Below are 17,245 nucleotides of genomic sequence, written 5' to 3'. Positions count from 1 at the left end.
CATTCTGAAATATAGTATCAAAAAAGGCGGTCGAAATTAGTTTTTCGACCGCCTTTTTGTTGATGGTATTCAAATTTTTTGTCACGGGTGAATAAATTCACCCGCTAAGTGGAATCATTCAAACTTTCATTTTGAGATAGGGTAGGTTTTTCTATTAAATTTTCGCCACTATGGAGTTGAGATGAAATGTTATTGATATACTGTTTGTTACTTAGGAGAGATATTATTCATCTTTATCCAAAATCATAAATCATCCCTTTATTCGTTCTGAACAAAACAACTTTGAAAAAATGGACATTTCAGCATTACAATTCCCCATCGGAAAATGGTCGCCAAAAGGCGAGTACACACCAGAAGAGTTTCAAGAAAGACTCAATATCTTAAAGAATATTCCCGCAGAGTATCGTGCTTTAACTGAAACTTTGTCACATGAAGATTTGCAAAAACAATATCGTGAAGGAAGTTGGACTATTCAGCAATTAATCAATCATGTGGCGGATATGCACCTTTTGCATTACATCCGTTTCAAACACGCGTTGACTGAAACCGATCCCAATGGCGTTGTAGCCAAAATTGATGCTTGGGCAACAATGGAGGAGGCAAAAACTGCTCCTATTGCATTTTCTTTACAAATGATCGAAGGAACTCACGCTCGTTGGACTTACCTCATCGAACAAATGTCTGAGGAAGAATTTCAGCGAGGATATTATCATCCGATTCGTCAAATATATATCAAGCTTATCGACGCCTTAGACATGGGTGCTTGGCATGCCAAACATCATTTGGAACATATTAAATTGGCGTTAGGGAAATAAATGATATGATTAATTTAGTGAATTGTGATTGAGTGATTTTTTACTACATATTTTATTTGTAGAGACGCAATATTTCGCGTCTAATTTTGAGTTGTTTAGCATATTGATATTACTATACTGGCTGACTCAGCTTAAGACGCAAAGCATTGCGTCTCTACTATTTTTAAAACAATCACTAAATCACTCATTCAACATTCAATAAATCAGGAACTGTCTCATATTTTAATGCCACAGTTTATTGGCTTTTACATAAAATCTCCAACTCAATAGAGATGCTGAAACAAATAAGCTAGAAGTGAGTCCAATCCAGATACCAATATGTTTTAAATCTAGCACAAAACCCAAGAAATAGCACATCGGCAAACCTACCACCCAATAGGCAATAAAAGTAATAATGGTAGGAACATTTACATCCGCCATGCCTCGTAAGATACCTACACTAACAGCCTGTGTTCCATCGAATAGCTGAAATATTCCTCCCCAAATAATCAATTCGGCTGCAAGTGCTACAACTTGGTCATCTTTGACATAACTCGCCAAAAAATCATTGAATATCAAAAATATAAGACTGCAAGTGCCCATAAATAGCAAGCCCATTAATAGAGCAGAAGTCCCTGCATCGATGATCATTTTTCTGTTTTTTTCACCCATACCCGAACCTACACGAATACCTCCAGCAGCGCCTATACCCGTAGCAGCCATAAAGGTCATGGACACAAAACCAATCGCTACTTGGTGTGCAGCTTTGTGTGGTAAACTTATCCAACCCATCATTACCACTGCGCCATAGAAGGCTGCAACCTCACTAAATCCCTGAAAACCACTCGGAATTCCGAGCTTCATTATTTTGCCAACCAGTGTTTTGATAGAATCCAAACCTTGTGTGGAGGCTTGTAAATACGGTTTGAATGTTTTGTCTCGAAGGGTATAAACTATAATAGCAATCGCCATATAAGTTCTGGCAGTTAAAGTAGCATAACCAGCGCCATTCAAGCCTAATGCAGGAATGATATCTTTGTAACCATTGATTAAAAAATGATTTAAGACAACATTAAGCAATAAGGCACTTACGGTGATTTGCATCGCAACCTTAGTATGAGAAAGTCCATCAGTAAAACTTTTAATGGCAGAAAATACAAAAGAAGGAAAAATGGAAATGGTTATTATCCAAAGAAAATCTAGTGTCATAGATTTGATTTCTTTCGGCTGTTTCAACAAATCAATATTCAATCCAATCAACACGATAAGCACGGCGCATATCACGCTCATAATGAGTGAGACCACTACACTTGCACGTAAGAGTTGCTTGCATTCGCCTGGGTTGTTTGACGATTGAGCTGAGGAAACAAGCGGTGCCACCACTTGTAAGCAGATATAGCCAATAATGGCAATATTAAAGAAAATTCCATTGGCGTCGGCGGCAGCTGCAAGCGCAGGTACTGATCCTTGTGCCATTCGACCTACTTGTACGGTGTCTGCAAAACCCATTAACATTACCCCAACTTGAGCGGTAATAATGGGTAGTGCAAGGTTAAAAGTAGCTTTAAAATCAGATTTATAACGATTGAGAAAAGTATTCAAGAGAATGGATGGTTTTGTTGTTGATAAAATTCGGAGGGCAAAATTACAAAAAAATAACCTCACACTTGGTGAGGTTATAAAGAGTTTTCTACAAATAGTCACAAAGGGTAATTATTTAAGCAAATCGTCGAGACGAAGCGTTTTTCTATTTTCATAAATCTCGACAAACTGTTTAAATTGATAATAGCCATATTTGTATGGATCCCTTGATAGCTCTTCATATTTGCTATTAAAAAACTTAATTGGGTCTTCCCCCTTTGGAATAGGATTGGCAAGCTGTTTGGTAAATTTCAAAGCATACTGATAGCATTTTTGTAATTCTTTCTCATAGCCTGCTTCTTGCCAATAAGCAATGGCAATTTGATTGGCTAAATATTCTCCCTCGTAGAAATCTAAATATTTTCGATTAGCTTTTTTGGTCAAATAAGCATCAGTTCCATGCCCTAATTCATGGATGATATAAAAGCCATTGAAGAATAACCCAAACATTTCTTCTCCTTTACTTTTACTCTTGTTTAGTTCGGTAAAAAAGGCTTTTTGAGGCTCGATTACCTGTGACCAAATGGGTAAATTAACGGTAAACAAATCATTATCCCAGTACACCAAATAGGGACTCGTGTTTAAAATAGCCTTAGCTTTTGGTAAAATATTACCTAATTTTTGAGCAATTCTGATTTGATATTTGAGTCTAACCACGTTGGCATCTCTCACCAATAATGTAGAATCTGTGTAGCGATGAAACAACCCATTTTGAGAAAATGTCAAATTGGAAGTTACACAAAGGAGGAATAGCGACAGAAGTATATGTTTTTTCATAAAGTAAAGCTTTATTTAAGGTTCAATTTTAGTAAAGATAAACCTTTAGTTTATGTAATATGTATCGCAAGGTTTTAATTGAGTATCTGGTTTGTATATGTTGGTAAGGTGCTGAAATGCAACACTATAAAAATAAAAAACCGCAGGAAACAGAAGCTTCCTACGGCATTGTTGAAAGGGGATAGATAGTGTTAAAATTTTTGTTTGGAAATAGGGCAGTCAAATATCGACTGCCCTATTTTCCTCTATCAAATTTATATAAATGGTTAATGCGACAATATAAAGTAGGGACTTCAGTGACAAATTGTGCGGCTTTGTTTAAAGTCCCCAAAGGAGTTGAACTCCATATTTGGTTGTACTCAGAGAATATCTTTTTAAGGCACTAGGGGTGAGGGTATAGGGTTTAGTTTTTTTCGAAAAAAGTTGAAAAAGTGATTAGATAGGATGTGGGAGCGTTTTTCCCTAACCCCTAACCCCTACCATCACTTCCTCAATATCAGCCTCGGAAATAGCAGGATTAGCTCCGCTGTGAGAAGCTACAACAGCACCAATGGCACAGGCAAAATTGAGCGCGTATTCTGAGGATTTTCCATTAAGAATATTTTTGAGAAAACCTGCTAAAAATGAATCGCCACTTCCGATGGTGTCTGCCACGACCACTTTGTATCCTGCTTGTTGATAAAAATGTTTTTTACCATCATTTTCTAATCTTAACAGAATCGCTCCGTCGCCACCTTTGGTTACTATTAAAGTTTTAATGTCGAATTTCTGGCTAATTTCACGCAATTGCTTTTCTTCATCTCCTGCTATGTCGTACCATTTTGCCACAATTTTTAGTTCGTCTTCATTTAATTTTACAATATCAGCATATTGTAAAAACTCTTCAATCAAACTTTGTGAGTAATGTGGAGGACGAAGATTAATATCGAATACCTTCAAAACATGAGTTTCTTGTGGCAAATTTTTCAAAATACTCAAAAGCGTTTGATACGAGGTATCATCACGACTTGCCAATGTGCCAAATACCAAAGCAGAAGCCTGATTTACTAATTGCTGAACGGTGTCATTGGTCTGAATAAAATCCCATGCCACAGGGTGAACAATGGTATAAGTTGCCTCATTTTTTTCAGATAATTGCACTTTTACCCAGCCTGTATTGAGCGTTTCATCTTCTTGAATCCATTCAGTAGTACAATTTTTACTTTCCAGAAAAGCTTTAATTTCTGCTCCTAACTCATCCTTTCCTACTCGACTAATCATTTTGGCAGGAATACCCAAGTTTTGCAAATGCGTCGCCACATTCATTGGTGCACCTCCAGGCAATTTGCCACTGGGAAGCATATCCCACAAAACTTCACCAAAACAGCAGATATATTGTTGCATTTTTCTGAAAAATTAAATCGTTATTTGTTTGTCAAAATTCAGTGAAACTTATAAAACTTGATTGAACTCCAATCGTTCACCGTCTGGTCCTTTGATATTGAAGTATTTACAGCCATTTTTCCAGAAAGGAAGAAAAACAGGCACTTCTTCAAAAATTTCATATCCTCTAGCTTTTAAGGTTTCAAAAGTCTGGTCTATATTTTCCACATCAAAAGCAATATGGTCAACATGTCCATCTTTTCTGTTAGCAATTTCGGGTAAAACTACCTCAGGAAATTGATAAATTTCGATGATAATTTCACCACTTTTCATCATGGCAACTTTCCCTTTTCCCTCAGGGTGCTCAAAGGAAGAACCCATGACGTTTTCAAAACCTAAACTTTGATAAAACGCCTCTGATTTTTCGAGATTAGTGACAGGAATACCTATATGCTGTATTTTTTTTAAGACTAATGACATAGTGAAAATGCTGTTTTTGATTAATGAATCAATCTTTTTTGCAAATCTTCGAGCGAAACACCTTTGGTTTCTGGCATCATTTTCCAGACATAAATCAATTGGAAAACCATCATGACACTGAAAAAGGCGAAGATGGGACCACCACCTAGATGGTCTGCAAAGTATGGAAAGAAATTGGCAATCAACGCCGCAAATACCCAGTGAGTCAATGAGCCGAAAGCCATACCCGAAGCACGAACTGAGTTAGGGAAAATTTCAGAAATAAATACCCAAATCACAGAGCCTTGTCCGATTGCGTGTGCACCAATGAAGGCGAATACATAGTACGGAACGTAGGCGTAAGATTCATTATAGAAAGCCATGGCAATCAATGCCAATGAGATAATATAGCCAATCGAACCAATATACATCAATACTCGACGGCCGTAGCGGTCAATCAAATACCAACCAATAATCGTGAAAATTAAGTTGAAAACACCAATTCCCGAGGTTGAAAGTAATGCCCCTTCTTTACCCAAACCTGTCATTTCGAAAATACGAGGTGCATAATAAATCACCGCATTGATACCCGATGCCTGATTGAAGAAAGAGAATAAAAAGGCCAATAGGAGCGGGAAGAAGTATTTTTTCGAGAAAAGTTTATCTGTGCTGCTTGATGCTTCTTGTTTAGCTGACACCATAATTTCATTGACAGCGCCCATGACGTTTTCTTCCGTAATTGCCAATACTTCTCTTGCTTTGGCTTCGTCACCTTTGTAAAGCAATAACCATCTTGGTGTTTCAGGAGTAAATAGCATCAAAACTGAGAATAGTAATGAAGGAAAAGCCACAACACCTAACATCCAACGCCACGAATCGGCACCGCCTTGAAGTAGATAGTTAGACACATAAGCAATCAGAATACCAAAAACAATGTTTGCTTGGAATGAAATCACCATACGACCACGGTATTTTGGCGGAGCAATTTCGGAAATATACACAGGCGCAACCACCGATGATGCCCCTATGCTCAAACCCCCAATAAATCGGAAAACCATAAACATATTTACGCCAGAAGCAATTGCTGCCCCAACCGACGATAGGAAAAACAGGATACCAATCCACAATAGTGTGTTTTTACGTCCGTACTTATCGGCAGGAATACCACCAAACGCAGCGCCAATTACCGTACCATATAAAGCAATGGCAACTGCCAAACCATGCGTCCAGCTATCGAGATTCCATAATTTTTGAATTTCGAGTTCAGCACCCGAAATTACAGCAGTGTCAAGACCAAATAGGAAGCCCCCCAAACCCACCGTAATTGCCCAAAGTATCAGTTTATTGTTCATCGATTATTTTTTAGAGATTGAAGTATCCTTAATAGTAAAACATTTATCAGAATCATTATTAAACACTTTCTGCTTTTCTGCCCAAAGCTTAATGCCAATTTCTGATAGCTGTTTTGGTATTTATCAAAGAATGAATGCAAAAATATAAAGGTAGTGGTGTAATTAATTATTTGTTTTATTCTATTTTTAGTAAGAATGTTTTGAATATATTGTACTATTTTTGTAACAAATCGGAACAATTTGGAACAGTCTGAAAAAGATGAACATAGAGAAAAACGTTTGCGAAAAATTATATGCAGAAGTAAAAACTAAACTTCAACAAGAGCTTACCAAGAGAGGGAAAACGTTTCGAGGGTCTGAAACACATATTTGGAAAATGACCGAACCGAAGCTCGAGAAAACCTATTTTCAATTAGTACTGGAAGAAAATACTGGATTGAGTTTTTCGGCAACCTTTAATAATATGTACCTCTGGCGAAAAATGAATGAGGTGCAAACCAAAAAGGTAGTCAATTTTCAAGAAGACTATTTGGTCATGTTTGTGAAATTTCTTGGATATGAAACCCCACAGGCTTATCTCGACCAGTTTTCGATGAATCTTTTAGACTTTTTTGGCATCAAAAAAGAAAGTAAAATTTGGATGATTCAGGCGATATTTGACGCTAAAGATCAACAAAATCCAAGTGGGTTATTTGAAGGAAAATCGCCAAGAAGCGATGAACAAACAGTAGATTCGAGAGATACCGAATGTTTGCTTGAAATCATAGACCTTTTTCACGAAAGTAATTACATTTTGCCCAAAAGGCATTATGACCAAGACTTGGTAAAACTAGAGCATGGACAATATTTTTTGAAAGAATCAGACGCTCCTTGGGACAAAGTGGACTGTGTGTTTGCGATAGGTTTTTATTCTAATTATTTTGTCAAATGGGCTTTACAGCAAGAATTGGGCGCTTATATCGAGTTCGATGAATATAAAACACGATTCAGAGTAAGGTATTATAATCAGATTTTGGAACAAATACTTTGGAGCGATTATTATGAAAGTAATACCGAGTTTGATGTAGGTTTTTTGGCAAAAGTCCCAATGCAACTACCCAATAATCGGATTATTACGGCCTATTTTATTTCTGGTATCGAAAACAAATCTACTCGCTCCATGACCAGCTATCTTTGCCAATATTGGAAAGCCATCGCCGACAAATACGACGTAGAACAGAACCTATCAGTAGACAATTCACCTTTTGTGATGGTATTCAAAGTTAATAAATCTAATTTAAGAGAGCTGTACTGTCAGCAAGTGGTACTTATCCAATAAAAAGGATATTCACTGAGCAAAAAACTGAGACTTACTTGTATGTAAGAAATCGTCAGTTTATGTATTGCACTATAGATAATTGTAAAATGTTTCAATTATTTCGTTGGCACTTCTAAACTTTAGTCTTCAGGATTTATCCTGTAGACTAGTTTGGATAATGTCATTTTAAGATTGATTCCCATCTTCTATTTACTCCCCTAAATTTACTTACTATTAGGTATAGGAATATACTCCATAAAAATTGAATTTTGAATAATTCAACTAAAATGTTCTTGCTACTGATTATTTTTTGCGACTTTAATCACTTTAACATTTTATTAACAGATTTATTTGTAATAAATCTGTGCATCAGATGGTTATCTTATCAAAGGTCTAATTGATAGTTTCTTGTTTGGTGCTTTGTAAAGAACTTTTAAGCCACACATTCATCATGCCATCAATCAAAATATTAATTGCTGACGATCATCCATTAGTAGCCGAAAGTCTAGGAATGCTCCTCGATTTACAAGAGGATCTAGAGGTAATTGGAACAGTAAATAATGGTTGGCAGGCTCTTAACTTTGTCGAAAGTGCACAGCCAGACATCATTATCGCCGATTTACAAATGCCCTTACTAAATGGGATTAGCATGACGATGCGTTTACGGGAAAAATATCCTAAGGTGAAGGTAATTCTGTTAACTATGAGCGAAGAGGCAACCGATATAAAAGAAGGCTTACAAGCTGGAATTTATGCGTATGTCATGAAGAGTGCTGAGCGTCCAGAGCTATTGCAGGCAATAGAAACAGTGTCGAACGGACAAAAATATTTCAGTGAAAAAATAGTAAAAAAGCTTGCTGAAATTCCTAATCCAGAAAATCCAAGTGGATATTCAACTTTAAATGATGAAGTGCCACTAACCCCACGAGAACTAGAAATTGTGAGATTAGTTTTACAAAATAAATCGAGTGTAGAAATAAGTGAAAAGTTGTTTTTGGCTTTAAACACAGTACACACTCATAGAAGAAATCTTATGAAAAAAATAGGAGTCAATACCAGTATTGGCTTAATGCAATGGGCCATCAAACACGGGCTTGTCGAACCTTAAAATAATAATCTAAACTATCACTTTTCAACCTACCTTTTGTTATGAGCAAACAACAAATCAGAGTATTGATGATCCCAACTAATTCGTACGAAGCCCAGTATATATCGGAAAAAGAGCAAGTTGCTGATTCAGTTGCTGTTGTACATCTTTTTGATCAAAAAGATGTGATTCTTGAGGATAACGAAAACTCACTTTCAAAGTATATTACAATTCATATCCCCTCACACCTTATTATTAATAATATTGACACTTCTATTGTGAATACAGGAAGAAGTATAAAATCTATCAAAGATGGGAAAGAATCCACCATAGAAGAGTATGAGATTAGTTTAGAAAGAGCTACGCCAGTGTATTTTATTGTCTATAAGGATGCGAAACCCGAAAGAGTTATTTCTCTTTTTATAAAAGATTGTTTCGACCAGAATGGTTTGTTTATAAAAGATTCAGTTCTTAAGGAAAATGCAATTAGTTCTCTCAATTTATCTATTTCTAAGCCACCTCACAGAGGTACAAGAGACATTATACTTCCATAGAGTTTCATGAAAGATTTAATCCTAAATAGTGAATATCGAACATTGGAATTCTTACTCTGGTACATTTCCAATTATCCCTCACAGAGTTCTGAAGCATTCTATGAAGAGGTTTCTAACATGTATCAGAGTAAGGATATGCGATGTATGTCTCTTTACTCAACAGCTAATAGCTACGATCCAAAATCTGTTGATTATAAACGATATTGGTATATGGAGTTGTATGGAAATGGCAGCCATTTCTTTATGAAGCAAGCAAAAAAGGAAACAGATTTGGATTCTTTAAAAAATGAGTTAAAAGTGATATCCTTTTTTCAAAAACAGGAAAAACATTTGATATTTACTCCTAAACCTTATAAGTATTTTAAAGAATTTGGCATTCTTGTGACTGAATATATAAAGGAAGAGCCGTTTTCAAAATACGTAGGTTTATATTCTCCCCTTACTGATAAAACTCTAAACAAGTGTGTTGAAACTTTTGAGCAATTGGGGAATACCTTGAGAGAAATGCATGATTATATATCGCTCATGGGTGATGTTAAACTTCAAAAGATATTTCCAAGTAATATCCCAGAGATTTCTAATATTCAAGTTGCTCAAAAAGATCAAACTCAGATATCATACTCTAATTTAGCCGATTTAAATTATACCCTTAAGGAGTTTGTGAATTTGTTAAATCCGGAAATTTTGTCTTATGTTATAGAGTTTAACAAGAATTGGCAAATATCTAGCTTTATCCATTTTGATTTGAAATTTAGGAATATGTTCTATGTTAATAATTATTTTAAATTCATAGATTGGGAGCACTCTGGTTTAGGAGATAAAGTTTGGGATATAGTAAACATACTTAATAGTATTACTGATTGTTTTTGTTTGAAATCTGAAAGGTTTGCTAGTTCTATAGTTAAAAGTGATGACGAGTATATTAGAACAAAAAGTGTTATAGCAGCTTTCTTCAAAGGATACTTCAAAGACGGAGAACTAAGAAACGAAATCAGAAAGGTCAAGTTATTCTGGTTAATGTATTATTTAGAACTCATAGTCCAAGAACCTACTACCATAAATACCATAATGAATAATATCAATTTCTTTGTTGAAGAATATGATGAATCTTAGAACTGAAATAAAATTCTTACTTGATGGAATTAGCTATGATAATAATATAGCTGAATGGAAAAATGTTCATGCCAATAAAAGCTCAGTAACTCTGGAAAATTTGCTTTATCATAATTATCATCGATGTATTAACTTAAATAGTGACTTACTAAAAGATCAAGTAATTGAGAGTTTTCAAATTACAGATCAGGTAAACAATATTAGTAAGTTTTGGTTTGTAGTCAAGGAACTTGATTCTGAGATTATAGTCGAAAAAGAGAGTCACATCATTTCAGTTCCAAAAGGAGAGTATACAAGTGGGGGTAAAATTGACGCAAATATTAAAAATAATCAATTCATATTTATTAATACTCAAAAGAAGATTACTTCATCGGAAAATAATAGTAATAGTAAATACTGGGTTCATATATTTGGGGATAAAAGTGCATTTCTACATGGAAAAAATATTGTTAGAGTCTATTTCAATCTGAAAGCAATAAAAGGAGGAGTCATTGAGTTTTCTAAATTTATTGCTGATTATTTAGATGAAAAGGGTATACCATATTCCTGTAAATATTTGAATAATTTAAAAGACTACAAAATAACGGATTCAGCAGTCTTGTATGTTTCTCAAAATAACTTTAATTTATTGAATGTTTTTTTAAGGGAAATAAGTATGAAGTTTGGTATTACAAAAAATAACTTACTAAGAAGACAAATTCCCTTGTTTACCCAAAAACTATTTAATGGTATAGGCTTCGCAGAGGAGCCTATCGTTGATTTTGATAATCAAAAAGATAAGGAAACTAGTTTTGGGATGGATAGATGTACAAAAATTAGTGAAATTATTGAGGGGAATGATCTAAAAAAATATTTTTTAGAAGGGAATCAGAACACAGAATTAGCACTTGATTCTATCATTGATTACATACAAAAAAATAATATAATCTCAATTGATGCTCCCTATAGAAATCCAAGTACAGGTTTTAGATATTCTTTCCCAAAGAAAATCGATACTCGATTTCGAAAGACTCAAATTCCTTTCTGGGGAAACTCTGAACGTTCTATTTTTTTGGACATAGCTAAGAAATATGCAAACGACCTTTGTAGTAAAGCAGTCTGGTTAAGTTCAAATGAATGTACTTGGATTACATACCATCCAGCTGATCTTAAAACTTCAGAAATGTCAACCCCAAAGCCATATCATCGCTTAGCAGAACAGGAAGAGCTTGATGCAGTAAAACTCTTTTTATCAAAATACTCCCTTTACGTTGAGGATTCTGTTTTTTATCAAAAAGTTTGGACTTCCATTCCTAGTGGTAATGGAATTGTTAATAGTGATATAGATGTTAAGGAGAAAGCTAAAAGTAAAATTAGATTTATTTTCAAACATTTAATACAAGAACAGTCTCCTAAGAAAGAACTGAATGATTTGAAACTTGACTCCGATATCATAGAGTTTCTAATTCAAAGAATATTATCAGATAATCAAACTCAGCCAAGTGATGTTAGATTAATGGTTGATGTTATTGGTGGCAGTTTTAAGAATTTTAGTAAGGTCACGGAAAAGGATGCAACTTTATTGGGATATATTCTACATAAGTATTATGAAAAAGAGGGACTTCCGATTCGTAACTTACACGGAACCTACGATTTTTGTGCAGGACTGGATGGTAGTGCGGGTATCGGGCTATTTTTTCTTCTGTTATACAATCCTAGAATTTTTTCTGAAGTACCATTTGATAACAACCCAAAGTTTAAGTAAGAAGACGTTGTTTATTAATAGTATATTAGTTACTTGAAGGGGGTAAAATGTTATAGCCGGATTATGCCACAGATATATTATTGACTTGACCCTTACTGCTATTTAAAGAACAAATTTAATATTGATTTCAAGTCCTGAGTCCTTAGAAATAACTTCCATTGTACCATGATTGGACTCAACTCTATTTTTAACATTTGATAGTCCTACACCACTTTTTAAACCATTAACGTTAGCATTTAAGCCAATACCATTATCAAATATTTTTAAGGAAAGCTCATTTTTAGTATTAGAAAGATTAATACATGCTTTTGATGCGTAAGAATGTTTTAATATGTTATTTACAAGTTCAAGACAAATAGAATACAACTCCAATTCAAATCGTTTATTTGCTTGTAAATTATAACCAGAATAATCAAAAATTACGCTTAGTTTATCACTCAAATTTATATCTTGTACTAATTTTTGAATAGCTCCCAACAAACCTTTTTCTTCTAATTCAGATGGTAATAAATTGTGAGAAATGAGCCTTACTTCAGCGTAAGCTCTTTCCATCATAGACAGAATTCCTTCAAATATGCTTTTCTCCTTTTCGCTAAGTTTTTCTTTATCAATAACTTGTAAACGCCATTTCATTGCAGATAGCATAGCGCCTAAGTTATCATGTAATTCTACGGCTACTCTTTTTCTTTCAATTGTTTGTCCTTCAACCAGTGCTGTTAGTATTTGGTTGTTTTTCTGAATAAGCTCTGTATTAGCTTTTTTCAAATCTATTGTTCTTTCATTTACTAACGATTCAAGATTTTTATTAAGAAATTCTAGTTGTTGATTAGATTGAACAATCTGAAGGCTTTGTGCTTCAATTTTTGCATTTTTCTGTCTTACAATTTTTGAATAGTACCAAAGTACACACCCAATAACAAAAAGTATGACTATGCCTCCCCAAAGAATTTTCTTTAACCTGCTTTCTTGTTGTAATTTATTTTGTGTAATTGCAATCGTCGCATCTTTTCTTGAACTCTCATATTCAAACTTTAGGTTGTTAATTTGCTGTTGAATATCTTGTTCATGAACGTTTTCTTTTATTGATATATATTTTTCGTAAAAAAACAGTGAGTTTTTATGATCAGAAATATCCTTATAATAATGATAAAGAGTAAAAAAAAGATCTTTGGAATAAACATCATTACCTCCATCATGGTGTAAATTCAGGGCTTTATCTAGGTGTTTTTTTGATTTGTTGAAGTCTTTCTTGATTCTATAAATATCTCCTAAATTGGTAAGTGTCGTAATTTTATCATAAACAGGGTAGTCTTTTTGTGAATTCTCTAATTGTTGAAGTGTTTTGAAATTTCTTATTGCTTCATCATAGTTTTTTAATTCCTTATTGCAGTGTGCTATACCACTTAAACAATACATTTTTATAAGGAAAGCTTGTTCCTTGTTGCATTCAAACAAACATTTTTCGAAGGTCTGTTTGGCTAATAAAAAATTTTTGGAATCAAATTGAATAAGTCCAAGATATTGTAAAGCTTCAATATAAAGCCTTTTATTTTCAATTTTCTTATAAATTTGGATGGCTAGAGTCATATACTTTTTGGCTAATCCAAAATCTCTTAAATCAGAATAGCACAATCCCAGTAAAGCATAAGATTTACCTGATAATTCAAATTCCTTAGTTTTTTCTGCATTTATTAAAGCTTTAAACAGAAATGTTATAGCATACATATTTTTACCGCTACTCATAAAATGAAATCCTTTAGAATAGTTAACAAGGGCAAGACCTTTTTCCCAAGTTCTGCTAAAACAAATCTTTTCTGCCTCAAGAATATTATTTAAGGCTTTTTTTGAATCTGTAGAGGCTTGAATAGATGCTACTTCACATAGTAATACAACTCTAATCGTATCAGTCTTCAAGCTACGACCAACTGGAGGTAGTTGTTTTAGAGTTTTGTACAGGCTATCCAATTCTGAATTAGATTTGGCCTCAGTAACAATTAACCACCCAAAAAATAAAAACAGTACACTTCTAAAGAGCATAAAAGACATCGATAGGGGAATAGGGAATATTGAGCATATTCGATAATTATTATCTAATATACCTAACAGGCAGTATTTTACAACTAAAAAAAAAAGCCAATCTTTACACCAATGCAAACAATCAAAACATACACCATCGGTTGGGACGTTATTAATAAAGTTGGATATCTAACCATTTTGGATGAGACTGGCAATGAACACGTCTTTTCTGAGTTATCTCTTGAAGAATTAACTTTTCTTCAATCGATGCTTCAAAGTCCAAGTGTATTAATCGACCCACAAAATTGGATTGTCGCAGGATGGCAAATTAATAGTTCTGTAAATATGGGGAAATAACTATCAGTTCGTAATACTTGATATTGAGTAATTTATAGGTGTTGATGATTTTTCTTCTAAATTTATGTGTGATTAACAGAACAGGATTATGAATGCAAGACCCTGTTCTGTTAACTATAATCCATGATTATTGATAGCTTCCTAAAACTTTTGTATAAATTTAATAACTCCCTTCGAATAGTACCTTCACAACTGTAGCTTTTGCATAGAAATCTTTTGCATTTATAGCAGCCTCTCCGATAGTTTTGCCTGCACAAGTATAAATATACGAATCAGTAGAGGCTATCGATGAATTGTAAACTCCTATAAAATACTCTAGTTGAAACTTGTCTTTGGCGTACTCGTGATTATAAACGTATAGTACTACCTGCACAGGTCCACTTTTAGGCTTTTGGAATTCGGATACTACCGTTTTTAACCAAGGTAACTGCTCGATGGCAGAAGCATCATCGTTAAAACATTTATTTTCTGGCAATGCGACTGTCTCCTCAACTGAGCATGAACTTATTGAAAGAATAAAGCCTAAGCTTACTAAGCATAGGAGGTTTTTCATAGAGCATAAGATGTTTTGTGTAAAAAACACAAATATACTTTAATTGTAGGTGTTAGAAGTGAAGCATGTAGGATTTTTCAATTTTAGTAAGAATTACCAACTAGAGAAAGTCAAAGACTTGTAGTGATATTTTGAAGTTTTTGGGAATTCTTGGAAATGGAAGTACTGGCTTTGATGATTAGCAGGTGTAATTAAAAATTGTAATTTCAAACGAGGTATTTAACTAATGAAAACATATTTTTAAACAAGTTTAAAACCTCAGTCTTTAGATAGATAACTTTTCTGTTTATGAAAATATTAGTTCACAATAACTATCTCCTAAGATTTCTGCTCGTCTTTTTGCAAGTGTTTGGTTTATAGTTTTTACACCAGTAATTTTTTTCTCTTTAATTAATTTTAATAAATTTTCAGAAATATAACTCTTGGTAGATAAAAATCTGCATCCCCAAAAATCAAGATTTCTATCAAATGTACCATTAAATACCATTTTTTTACACTTCAATGCTGGAAATCCTTTATGAAAAATACCTAAATATTCTTCATAGGTGCTAACTTTTAATTCATCCTTTTGGAGGTTGAGATATTTTGTATGAAAATTTGTTTCAAACTCAGATTTGTCAAATTCTAATACTTTTTCTCCTGTTTCATTTTGAAAATAAAAATACCAATATTCATTTACTTCATTAATTTCATTTGTTTTCTTATTGGGTTGGGAAAAAGTGACTTTGTAAAAATGATGTGGGGGTAAATTAGAGTGCTCTAACAATTCTCGAAACCTTGAAGAAACTATGTAACCATGAAGCAATGAATTTAGATAGATCAAATCAGTGTGTTTTGCATTTTTGTGCATTGGTAAGCCTATTAAATCTAGGTTGAATTCTGGTTTAGTACCCGATAGAAATCTCAAATCTTGTCTGTCATCAGGCCACATGAACGCTTTAATTTGCTGATTTTTAGACCAAAAGTCATCGTCAAACCATGCCTGACTAGTTCCCATATTCATACCCGTAACCTTTGGATCTCCTCCATCAGTAGTAAAAATAAAGTAATCCATCTGTTTAAGCGTTTTCATATAATCATTTAAACCTAAGAAGCCATTATAGCTAACTCGGTGCCCCACTTGCGCAAGTCTTAGACTTGTGCTCTCTATTATTCTAGTTTTAAAACTTTACTTCAGATAAGTTTAAATCTTTTACTAGCAGAATTGGAATCCTTAGAATTAGCTAGTACTAGTTTAGAAGACTGTAATAGTGGGATTTAATCTAAATACAAGTCATTTAATATTTCTACACTTATAATTTCACCAAATTGCAAATTTAAAGTTCTAATTTCGTCTATATTTTGCCTAGAGATATTTCCTAAGCTTTGTATTCTTTTTATAACTTCATGATATCTTTCAATTTCTTTTTTCATGAATACATCTGATTGTATTTTTAGCTCAAGATGGTTATCATTAGGCGCTAAATCATTCTTTTCTTGAACAAACATATCAACTAAATCTCTTGCATAAGATGCAACATTTAATACAGCATCCATATTCTTTGTTTGTAAAAAATTGAGAGATTCAATAAAAATAATGCATGAATCAAGTGCGTAAGATGCTAATCCATTATCAAACATATCAAGGTCAGGCGTAACTGTTTCTATATCTTCAAGAGTATTTTCTATTTCAAGCTCTGAAAAGGTATAAGTTTGAAGATACTGATATTGTAAGAGTATAGCTTCTTCAAGAGCTTCTTTCTTACCCCATGAATTATATTCTGAAAATAAAGAATATACAGGCAAGACTTTTTCACATGTAAGAACATTGAGAAAAACCAATTGTGGTACTTGAAAATGTTGTACCAAATTAGAAATTTCACTTATGTATAAATCCATAAATAATTGTTTAAAAGTTAGACTATTCTAATTTAAATAGAATTTTACCAAGCTTTAATGGTTTTTAACTCTTAGCATTGGTAGTTCCTCTGTTGTAAGCTTCCCCAAAAATAGTACGGATTAAAAGTTTAAAAAGTGTGATATTTTTTAACTTTAGGTAAGTATTATGAAAAGCAGCAAATTTAGTCCGACCGAAATTGCAAAGATTCTTAAGGAATTTGAATCTGGCAAGTCCTTAGACACCATTGTTCGCGAATATGG

The 17,245-nt window shown here is 33.7% G+C and carries 16 protein-coding genes; 7 read left to right on the top strand and 9 right to left on the bottom strand.

All coding sequences use genetic code 11. The annotated features are described in order from the left end of the window. The first annotated feature begins 290 nt into the window (after window positions 1–290). A complete protein-coding gene (locus GVN22_RS12955) occupies window positions 291–815 on the top strand; it encodes a YfiT family bacillithiol transferase (RefSeq protein WP_166551451.1) in 525 nt (174 codons plus the stop codon). A gap of 222 nt (window positions 816–1,037) precedes the next feature. Here GVN22_RS12955 and GVN22_RS12950 read toward each other — a convergent pair whose 3' ends face one another. From GVN22_RS12950 to GVN22_RS12930, 5 genes are all read right to left on the bottom strand, one after another. Beyond that, complete coding sequence (locus tag GVN22_RS12950) at window positions 1,038–2,396, bottom strand: MATE family efflux transporter (protein WP_166551450.1); 1,359 nt, start codon at window positions 2,394–2,396, stop codon at window positions 1,038–1,040. A 111-nt stretch (window positions 2,397–2,507) separates the two neighbouring features. Next, a complete protein-coding gene (locus tag GVN22_RS12945; RefSeq protein WP_166551449.1) occupies window positions 2,508–3,212 on the bottom strand; it encodes a hypothetical protein in 705 nt (234 codons plus the stop codon). Window positions 3,213–3,674: 462 nt separating this feature from the next. Further along, window positions 3,675–4,595: a carbohydrate kinase gene (locus tag GVN22_RS12940; protein ID WP_166551448.1), complete on the bottom strand. Its 921-nt coding sequence runs from the start codon at window positions 4,593–4,595 to the stop codon at window positions 3,675–3,677. A 48-nt stretch (window positions 4,596–4,643) separates the two neighbouring features. Beyond that, the gene (locus GVN22_RS12935) at window positions 4,644–5,054 is read right to left on the bottom strand and encodes a VOC family protein (protein WP_166551447.1); all 411 of its coding nucleotides are present in this window, start codon (window positions 5,052–5,054) and stop codon (window positions 4,644–4,646) included. Window positions 5,055–5,074: 20 nt separating this feature from the next. Then, the gene (locus tag GVN22_RS12930) at window positions 5,075–6,385 is read right to left on the bottom strand and encodes a sugar porter family MFS transporter (RefSeq protein WP_166551446.1); all 1,311 of its coding nucleotides are present in this window, start codon (window positions 6,383–6,385) and stop codon (window positions 5,075–5,077) included. A gap of 259 nt (window positions 6,386–6,644) precedes the next feature. Between GVN22_RS12930 and GVN22_RS12925 the strand changes: the two genes are divergently transcribed. The 5 genes from GVN22_RS12925 to GVN22_RS12905 all read left to right on the top strand — a co-directional run bounded on the left by GVN22_RS12925 (window position 6,645) and on the right by GVN22_RS12905 (window position 12,180). Continuing rightward, a complete protein-coding gene (locus GVN22_RS12925) occupies window positions 6,645–7,703 on the top strand; it encodes a hypothetical protein (protein ID WP_166551445.1) in 1,059 nt (352 codons plus the stop codon). A gap of 430 nt (window positions 7,704–8,133) precedes the next feature. Continuing rightward, window positions 8,134–8,790, top strand: coding sequence for a response regulator transcription factor (locus GVN22_RS12920; RefSeq protein ID WP_166551444.1), 657 nt, complete (start codon window positions 8,134–8,136; stop codon window positions 8,788–8,790). Window positions 8,791–8,831: 41 nt separating this feature from the next. Next, complete coding sequence (locus GVN22_RS12915; RefSeq protein ID WP_166551443.1) at window positions 8,832–9,323, top strand: hypothetical protein; 492 nt, start codon at window positions 8,832–8,834, stop codon at window positions 9,321–9,323. A gap of 6 nt (window positions 9,324–9,329) precedes the next feature. Further along, complete coding sequence (locus GVN22_RS12910; protein WP_166551442.1) at window positions 9,330–10,436, top strand: phosphotransferase; 1,107 nt, start codon at window positions 9,330–9,332, stop codon at window positions 10,434–10,436. After that, window positions 10,423–12,180 (top strand): T3SS effector HopA1 family protein, encoded by a 1,758-nt coding sequence (locus GVN22_RS12905; protein WP_166551441.1) that lies wholly within the window; start codon window positions 10,423–10,425, stop codon window positions 12,178–12,180. Before GVN22_RS12910 ends, GVN22_RS12905 begins: the two co-directional genes overlap by 14 nt. Window positions 12,181–12,282: 102 nt before the next feature. On the opposite strand, the gene GVN22_RS12900 is transcribed toward GVN22_RS12905, so the two are convergent. Beyond that, entirely contained in the window at window positions 12,283–14,217 is a 1,935-nt protein-coding gene (locus tag GVN22_RS12900; RefSeq protein ID WP_166551440.1) for a tetratricopeptide repeat-containing sensor histidine kinase, read from the bottom strand. A 111-nt stretch (window positions 14,218–14,328) separates the two neighbouring features. Between GVN22_RS12900 and GVN22_RS12895 the strand changes: the two genes are divergently transcribed. Next, complete coding sequence (locus GVN22_RS12895) at window positions 14,329–14,553, top strand: hypothetical protein (RefSeq protein ID WP_166551439.1); 225 nt, start codon at window positions 14,329–14,331, stop codon at window positions 14,551–14,553. A 160-nt stretch (window positions 14,554–14,713) separates the two neighbouring features. Here the strand turns inward: GVN22_RS12895 and GVN22_RS12890 are convergent, their stop codons facing one another. The 3 genes from GVN22_RS12890 to GVN22_RS12880 all read right to left on the bottom strand — a co-directional run bounded on the left by GVN22_RS12890 (window position 14,714) and on the right by GVN22_RS12880 (window position 16,984). Beyond that, entirely contained in the window at window positions 14,714–15,106 is a 393-nt protein-coding gene (locus tag GVN22_RS12890) for a hypothetical protein (protein WP_166551438.1), read from the bottom strand. A gap of 286 nt (window positions 15,107–15,392) precedes the next feature. Next, window positions 15,393–16,178, bottom strand: a complete 786-nt coding sequence (locus GVN22_RS12885) for a hypothetical protein (RefSeq protein WP_166551437.1) — start codon at window positions 16,176–16,178, stop codon at window positions 15,393–15,395. Window positions 16,179–16,363: 185 nt separating this feature from the next. Then, entirely contained in the window at window positions 16,364–16,984 is a 621-nt protein-coding gene (locus tag GVN22_RS12880) for a DUF416 family protein (RefSeq protein WP_166551436.1), read from the bottom strand. Window positions 16,985–17,245: the final 261 nt, after the last annotated feature.

Source organism: Cellulophaga sp. BC115SP, assembly GCF_009905545.1.
In the GTDB taxonomy this organism is placed as follows: Bacteria; Bacteroidota; Bacteroidia; order Cytophagales; family Spirosomataceae; genus Flectobacillus; species Flectobacillus rivi.
The sequence above is the reverse complement of the archived record's forward strand: the minus strand, read 5'-3'. Positions and strand labels throughout refer to the sequence as shown.